The organism is Homoserinimonas sp., from assembly GCF_056262345.1.
The window spans coordinates 1-7,590 of sequence record NZ_JBACFR010000032.1 but is presented as its reverse complement, the minus strand read 5'-3'; the positions used below and the strand labels follow the sequence as shown (position 1 = coordinate 7,590).

At 62.9% G+C, this 7,590-nt stretch carries 9 protein-coding genes and 1 pseudogene; all 10 read right to left on the bottom strand.

The genetic code is table 11. The features are described 5' to 3' along the window. On the bottom strand, positions 1–740 hold a 740-nt coding region (locus AC062T_RS01530; RefSeq protein WP_476026742.1), incomplete at its 3' end, for a dihydroorotase. Next, entirely contained in the window at positions 737–1,690 is a 954-nt protein-coding gene (locus AC062T_RS01525) for an aspartate carbamoyltransferase catalytic subunit (protein ID WP_476026740.1), read from the bottom strand. The genes AC062T_RS01525 and AC062T_RS01530, both read right to left, overlap by 4 nt. Beyond that, positions 1,687–2,238 (bottom strand): bifunctional pyr operon transcriptional regulator/uracil phosphoribosyltransferase PyrR, encoded by a 552-nt coding sequence (gene pyrR, locus AC062T_RS01520; protein WP_476026738.1) that lies wholly within the window; start codon positions 2,236–2,238, stop codon positions 1,687–1,689. The genes AC062T_RS01525 and pyrR overlap by 4 nt, the downstream gene beginning before the upstream one ends. Before the next feature lie 89 nt (positions 2,239–2,327). Beyond that, entirely contained in the window at positions 2,328–3,233 is a 906-nt protein-coding gene (locus AC062T_RS01515) for an ABC transporter permease (RefSeq protein ID WP_476026736.1), read from the bottom strand. Beyond that, positions 3,233–4,258: an aliphatic sulfonate ABC transporter substrate-binding protein gene (locus tag AC062T_RS01510; RefSeq protein WP_476026734.1), complete on the bottom strand. Its 1,026-nt coding sequence runs from the start codon at positions 4,256–4,258 to the stop codon at positions 3,233–3,235. The genes AC062T_RS01515 and AC062T_RS01510 overlap by 1 nt, the downstream gene beginning before the upstream one ends. Positions 4,259–4,291: 33 nt before the next feature. Continuing rightward, on the bottom strand, positions 4,292–5,098 hold the full coding sequence (locus AC062T_RS01505; RefSeq protein ID WP_199220399.1) for an ABC transporter ATP-binding protein: 807 nt from the start codon (positions 5,096–5,098) through the stop codon (positions 4,292–4,294). Positions 5,099–5,156: 58 nt separating this feature from the next. Beyond that, complete coding sequence (nusB, locus tag AC062T_RS01500) at positions 5,157–5,570, bottom strand: transcription antitermination factor NusB (protein WP_108516541.1); 414 nt, start codon at positions 5,568–5,570, stop codon at positions 5,157–5,159. Further along, positions 5,570–6,133, bottom strand: coding sequence for an elongation factor P (gene efp, locus AC062T_RS01495; protein WP_108516543.1), 564 nt, complete (start codon positions 6,131–6,133; stop codon positions 5,570–5,572). Before efp ends, nusB begins: the two co-directional genes overlap by 1 nt. Positions 6,134–6,256: 123 nt before the next feature. After that, positions 6,257–7,330, bottom strand: a complete 1,074-nt coding sequence (aroB, locus tag AC062T_RS01490; protein ID WP_476026731.1) for a 3-dehydroquinate synthase — start codon at positions 7,328–7,330, stop codon at positions 6,257–6,259. After that, positions 7,327–7,590 (bottom strand): annotated as a pseudogene (locus AC062T_RS01485) (shikimate kinase); the annotation flags it as partial. The pseudogene AC062T_RS01485 and the gene aroB, both read right to left, overlap by 4 nt.

Here is a 7,590-nt window from a genome sequence, read left to right as displayed (position 1 = left end):
CGGGACTTTGCCCAGCGCACAACCTCGACGGAACCTGCAGTAGAGAGGTGGCAGATGTGCACGCGGGACCCGACATGCTCTGCCAGCAACACGTCGCGGGCAATAATGGCCTCTTCTGCTACGGCGGGCCATCCTGCCAGGCCGAGTTCCCCAGAGACGACGCCCTCGTTCATCTGGGCGCCCTCGGTAAGGCGCGGCTCCTGAGCATGTTGGGCAATGACTCCGTCAAATGCCTTGACGTACTCAAGCGCCCGACGCATGAGAAGTGCATCAGATACGCATTTGCCGTCGTCGCTGAAGACTCGAACTGCAGCGCGACTCGACGCCATGGCGCGAATCTCGGCGAGACTTTCTCCGCGCAGGCCCACAGTGACTGCCCCGACGGGACGCACGGTGGCGTAGCCAGCGGCATCGCCCAGAGACGCGACCTGCTCGACTACTCCCGCGGTGTCGGCAACCGGCGACGTGTTGGCCATAGCGTGGACGGCCGTGAACCCACCGGCAGCAGCCGCCTGTGACCCCGTGAGCACCGTCTCGCTCTGCTCGAAGCCGGGCTCCCGCAGGTGCGTGTGAAGGTCGACGAGCCCCGGGAGCGCGAGCAGCCCGTCCGCGTCGATCACCCTTGCACCAGAAGCACTGAGGGCGTGGCCCATCTCGACGATGACACCGTCACGGACCAGCAGGTCTGTTCGGCTTCCATCCACCAGCGCAGCACCGCGCACAATCAACGACTCATTCATGCCAGACCCTCCCGTTCGCCTGAAAGCAAGAGGTACAGCACAGCCATCCTCACAGAAACACCATTCGACACCTGCTCGAGCACGGTAGACGCCTTTGAATCCGCTGCGCCCGACGAAATTTCGAGTCCGCGATTCATCGGGCCAGGGTGCATGACAATGCTACCCTCGCCCAACCGAGCGAGCCGCGCGTCGTCGAGTCCCCACCACCGGGAATACTCCCTAGCGTTGGGAAAACACGCCGCATGCATGCGCTCGGACTGCACGCGAAGCATCATGACTACGTCGGTGGCCTGCTCAAGTGACGTATCAAGGTCGTAGCTCACCGTGGCGGGCCAGGAGCTAACGCCGACCGGCAGAAGAGTCGGCGGAGCTACGAGTCTGACCTGTGCGCCCAGTGTCGTCAGAAGCCATACATTCGACCGGGCCACCCGTGAGTGCAGCACGTCGCCGACGATCGTGACCGTGACACCATCGAGGTCACGGCCCCGGGATGCTGCACCGTGAAGCCGCCGGCGGATCGTAAAGGCGTCGAGAAGCGCTTGGGTGGGATGCTCGTGCGTTCCGTCACCGGCGTTCACGATCCCGGCGTCGATCCAGCCGCTGGTCGCCAGCGTCTGCGGCGCTCCGGAGGCGCCGTGACGCACGACAACAGCGTCCGCTCCGATAGCGGCGAGAGTCTGTGCTGTGTCTTTCAGGCTCTCGCCCTTAGACACACTTGAGCCCTTGGCCGAGAAGTTGATCACGTCGGCGCTGAGCCGCTTGGCGGCAGCCTCAAACGAGATACGGGTGCGCGTCGAGTCTTCGAAAAAGAGGTTGACGACCGTCTTGCTTCTCAGCGCAGGAAGCTTTTTGACCTCGCGAGTCGACACCTCCGCCATATCTTCTGCGACATCAAGGATGTTGACCGCGGCGTCGCGGGACAGGTCGCGAGTGCTCAGAAGGTGCCTCATCGGGTCGCCTCGTCGCCCTGGCCATCAATGCTGACGAACTCTTCGCCGTCGGCCTCGTGCAGGCGAACGTTGATGCGCTCCAGCTGTGACGATGGCAGGTTCTTGCCAACGAAGTCTGGCCTGATTGGCAGCTCGCGGTGGCCTCGATCGACCAGGGCCGCGAGACGAACGACGCGGGGGCGGCCGATGTCACCGAGGGCATCGAGCGCAGCCCGGATAGTGCGCCCCGAGTAGAGAACGTCATCGACAAGGACGACCACGCGACCGTCGACTCCGCCCGCGGGAATATGGGTGGGCGCTGGCGTGCGAACGCGGCCGCGGGAGAGATCGTCACGGTACATAGTGACGTCGAGGGCACCTGCCTCGACGGGGGTACCCGAGATCTCGCTGACGAGAGCGGCAATGCGCTGGGCGAGAATCACGCCCCTCGTGGGAATCCCAAGGATGACGAGTCCGTCTGCTCCCCTGTTGGATTCGAGGATCTCGTGGGAGATGCGCGTGAGGGCACGCGCGATGTCAGCCTGCTGCAGAACTATGCGTTCCGGCATTCTGACCTCCTTCCCCGCCTCTCTGGACGGCTCTTAAAGGATGTCTGATAGCTCTAGCTTACCGCGTCACGATGAACCCGATGCGCGGCTTAGCCCCACCGCTTAAGCAGGTACTTCTCAAGAAGCCCGATGAGCGCATCCGTTGTCTTGCCGATGATGCCCAGAAGGATGATCGTGAGGAACATGCGGTCGACGCGGCCGTTGTTCTGCGAGTCGACAAGCAGGAACCCGAGACCCATCGACGAGGCAATGAGCTCGGCGGCGACCAGGAAGAGCCATGCCTGCGCGAGGGCGAGGCGGAGTCCTGAGACGATGCTCGGCACAACTGCGGGAAGTTGCACCTGGGCGAGCAGGCTGAGCCGGCCAAGGCCGTACGCCTGACCCAACTCGACCAGCTGCGGGTCGACGTGGCGAAGAGCGCCAGCCACCGTCGTATAGACCGGAAAGAGAGCGCCGATGGCGATGAGGGCAACCTTGGAGTCTTCGCTGATGCCCACGTAGAGAACCAAGAGGGGTACCCAGGCGAGCGAAGGAACGGCTCTGAAGGCACCGATTGTGGGTGCAAGAAAGGCGCTGGCCCATCGCGAGAGTCCGACTACGGCACCGAGGACGAGTCCAACCACGGCTCCAACGGCGAAGCCGATGAGCACGCGCTGGGTCGAGATTGCAATGTGCTTGACCAGGCTGCCGTCGGCAAAAAGCTGCGTCGCCGCAGTCCACACGGATTCCGGGGACGGCAGTTTGAATGCAGGGACGAGTTCTAGTGCCGAAACCGTGAACCATGCGGCAAGGAGAAAGACGGGGAGAACGAAGCCTGCAGCTACATAGAGACTCTTGCCGCGTCGTCGGCCCGTTTCGGGAGCGGGCGGCAGGGCGTTCGCTTGGTTTCCGGCGGCGGAGTAACCGTAGCCGGATGAATACTGATGGAGCGTGGCGGGAGCCCCCGCACCGTTCTGGGGTGCGGGGGCTGCCGTCGGGGACTGCCGAGGATTCACTAGTTTCCGATCGCCGATGCGTCGGCCTTCGCGAAGAAGGTGTCGTTGAAGATTGAATCGAGCGCAGCGTCAATGGTGTCCTGTGACGTCACGTCCCCAGACTCGACGAAGATGGGGCCGACGATCGCGAGAACGTCGCGCTGGCGCTTGCCGGGGGCTCCGACATCGAAGTTCGTGCGCTCGATAAGAACCTTCTCAGCGATGGCGACATCGATACCTGCGACCTCGGCAAGAATCGCAGCGGCGTCATCGGGGTTGGCCGTCGCCCATTCGCGGGCCTTCTCGTAGGCGTTGACAACGACCTGGGCAACATCCGCGTGGTTCGTGATGAAGTCTTCCGTCGCGTTGAGGAAGCCATACGTGTTGAAGTCGATGTTGCGGTAGATCAGCTTGGTGTTCGATTGAACCTCAGACGTGGCCATGATCGGGTCAAGGCCGGACCATGCGTCAACCGCTCCTGCGGCGAGAGCGGCAGCGCCGTCAGCGTGCTGGAGGTTCTCGATCGTGACCTCGTCGAGGCCAACCCCCGCCTCCTCGAGTGCCTGGAGAAGGAAGAAGTAGGGGTCGGTGCCCTTGGTCGCGGCGATCTTCTTGCCGCGGAGGTCGGTGACATCGGAGATAGCCGAACCATCGGGGACAACGATGGCCGCCCACTCGGGCTGCGAGTAGATGCTGATCACCTGGATGGGAGAGCCATTCGACCGAGCAAGAAGAGCGGCAGAACCCGCAGTGGATCCCACGTCGACAGCTCCGGCACGAAGCGCCTCGTTTGCCTTGTTCGACCCGGCGGACTGCAACCAGTTCACGGTTACACCATCGAGTTCCTCTTCGAGCCAGCCCTGCTCCTTGATGATCAGGCTCAGCGGGTTATACGTAGCGAAGTCGATATTGAGGGTGCTCGTGCTCCAGTCCTCGGCCGTCGGCTCGGCGTTTAGGGCAGAACCCTCCCCGGCAACACAGCCAGAAAGAACGAGCACGCTGGCGGCGGCCAGAGCAACTGCAGAAAGGGTTGGTGCGAGTCTCATGCTGTGATCCTTGCGATTGGGATGAAAAGGGAGCTATGCGTGGTGATGAGTGTGAACGCCGAGGCCGCTGAGAAGATCAGCGCGCAACTGGGCGAGGGTCGCATCTCCGCGGTCACGAGGGCGCTCCCCCGGAACCTGAATGATGCTGCGGATGCCCGCTCCGCTGTTACGAGGAGCATCCGGATGCGTGCCGATTAGCACCACCCGGTCGGCCAAATAGAGTGCCTCGTCAACGTCATGAGTGACGAGAAGAATCGTGGTGGGTTCGACCGTGTGGATATCAAGGAGCAGATCCTGCATTTGCAGCCGCGTGAGGGCGTCGAGAGCGCCGAATGGCTCGTCGAGCACCAAAACCCCGGGCTTGCGAGCGAGGGCTCGGGCGAGCGAGGCGCGCTGCGCCATCCCCCCGGAAACCTGCCGTGGGCGAAGCGCGGCCGAGTCGGAGAGACCGACGAGGCGCAGCAGCTCGGCCACGCGCGCCCGGCCCTCCTCCCGCTCGGTGCCGCGGGGCAGACCGAGGGAGACGTTGTGGGCGAGAGTGCGCCACGGCAGCAGCCGAGGTTCCTGAAATCCCACGGAACAGCGCAGATCGATTCCCGTAACCGCTGTGCCCGCAATGGTGATGCTGCCGGAGCTGGGGCGGTCAAGTCCCGATACCTGCCGAAGGAGGGTGGACTTGCCGCAGCCGGATGCGCCGACGAGAGCGATTACCTCGCCGGCGGCAATATCCAGGTCGACATCCCGCAGGACAACGCGGTCGTCAAACACTCGTCCGACCCCCGAGAGGGAAACAGAAAGCGCGCCCGTCGTGGCGGTAGGTGCAGAGGCGATCAAAGTCACCTCATGAACGTAGTGCTGCGACGGACGCGCTATCAAACAGTGCGTAACGGAACGAAATCTAAGCGCGGAGCTGGGCAATCCTGCCGAGAAGTCCGTTGACAAAGCCCGCGGAATCGTCGGTGCTCAGCTCTTCTGCGAGCTTCACCGCCTCCGAAATGGCCACGGCGTCTGGCACCTCATCGTTGAACATGATCTCCCAGATTCCGATGCGCACGAGAGCACGATCGAGCACGGGCATGCGGTCGATCGTCCAGCCCTGGGCGTAGGTCTCGATGAGTTCATCGATCTCATCGCCATGCTCAGTGATTCCTGTGACGATCTGGAGCGCATACCGCCACGACTCTTGGCGAGCAGGTTCGTGGGAGGCGCGTTCGGATTCGGCTGCAATTGCGCTGTTGAGCGAGATCTCACGGAGATCTGCGCCATAGAGAATGTCGAGAGCGCGCTTGCGCGCTTTAGTGCGAGCGCTCACTAGTCGTTGACGCGGCCCAGGTAGTCGCCCGTGCGGGTGTCGACCTTGACGCGGGTTCCCGTCTCAAGGAACAGGGGCACCTGGATCTCGTACCCGGTTTCTACGGTCGCGGGCTTGGTTCCACCGGTGGAGCGGTCACCCTGGAGGCCAGGCTCCGTGTAGGTGATCTCGAGCACGACGGATGCAGGCAGATCGATGTACAGCGGGTTGCCGTTGTTGAGCGCAATGGTGACGGGCTGGTTCTCGAGCATGAAGTTCTGAGCATCGCCGACGACGGACTCGGGAACGTTGATCTGGTCGTAGTCCGTCGAATCCATGAACACGAACGACTCGCCGTCCTTGTACAGGTAGGTGAAGTCGCGGCGATCGACGTTCTCGGTCTCGATCTTGGTGCCAGCGTTGTAGGTCTTATCGACGGTCTTGCCGGTGACGACGTTCTTCATCTTCGTGCGCACGAACGCGCCACCCTTGCCGGGCTTGACGTGCTGGAAGTCGATAACAGTCCAGAGCTGGCCGTCGATCTTGATAACGACGCCGTTCTTGATGTCAGCAGTTGATGCCATGAGGCGAGAATCCGTTCAATCGGGGTGACACCGGCTTAGAGCGGCCGGAGAAAATGCGGGCGAGTGCGCCGGAGGGCAAGTTTACTGCCTCGACACCGTGAAGCCCAATGCCGCCTCAGGCAGCTACGAACCAATCTCCTGATACGCGGCGAAGAGCAGGCTCTGGTCCGGGCCAGCGAGCACGGTCGGGCGACCGACATCGTCAAGAATGATGAACCGAAGCAGCTCCCCGCGAGCCTTCTTGTCGCGCTTCATCACACTGATCAGGGTGTTCCAGCGCCCAGCAGGGTAGGTGGTCGGCAACTGCAACGACTCGAGAATTGAGCGATGACGGTCGACGACATCATCGGAGAGGCGCCCACTCAGCCGGGCAAGCTCCGCGGCAAACATCATGCCGATCGCGACGGCAGCGCCGTGACGCCACTGAAAGCGCTCCGCGTACTCCACGGCGTGACCGAGGGTGTGCCCGTAATTCAGAATCTCGCGCTGTCCCTGCTCGGTGAAGTCATCCCCCACCACGCGAGCCTTGATGCCGATCGATAGCTCCACGAGTCGGCGGAACTCGTCCGTCGACGGGTCGGTAGCCCGCTCGACATCGCGCTCGATGATGTCGAGGATCTCGGGCTCCGCGATGAAGCCGTACTTCACGACCTCGCCGAACCCAGCGAGGATCTCCATCTTGCTGAGACCCGTGAGAACGTCGAGATCCACAATGACACCGGCCGGGGCATAGAAGCAGCCGACAAGGTTCTTGCCCTCGTTCGTGTTGATGCCGGTCTTGCCGCCGATGGCAGCGTCGACCATGCCCAGGAGGGTTGAGGGGATCTGAACGAGACGAACTCCGCGCAGCCACGTTGCCGCAACGAAACCGGCGAGGTCGGTGACGGCGCCGCCGCCGAAGCCGACGACAACATCCGATCGGGTGAAATCAGACTGGCCCAGAACCTGCCAGCAGAATGCGGCGACCTCCACCCGCTTGCCGGCCTCGGCATCCGGGATCTCTGCGAGAACGACCTCGTATGTGTCGAGCAGGTTCTCACGAAGCTCGGCCGCTCGTGCAGCGAGAGTGGGGGGATGCACGATCAGAACCTTGCGCGCATCAGGCCCGATAACCGAGGGCAGCGTGCCCAGAATGTCTCGGCCGACGAGCACGTCGTAAGGCTCGGTGCCGCTCACCGTGATCGTCGTGATGCTCATCGTGCTTCGTTCCCGTCTGTCGTTGTGCGCTGTGCCGCGAGCGGGATGTTCGCCTCGCTAGCGACCCATTCGGCGATATCTGTGGCGATTGAGTCGATCGGGCGGCTCGATGTATCCCATGATCGCGTCGCCAGCTCGTTGTAGACACCGCTTCGCTTGTCTACCAGTGTGCGCCAGGCGTCGATCCCGGAGGAGAGGAGAGGGCGCTTTCCTCCGGTGATGCGGCTCTCTACCGCCTCTGCAGAGACCGTGAGCTGCAC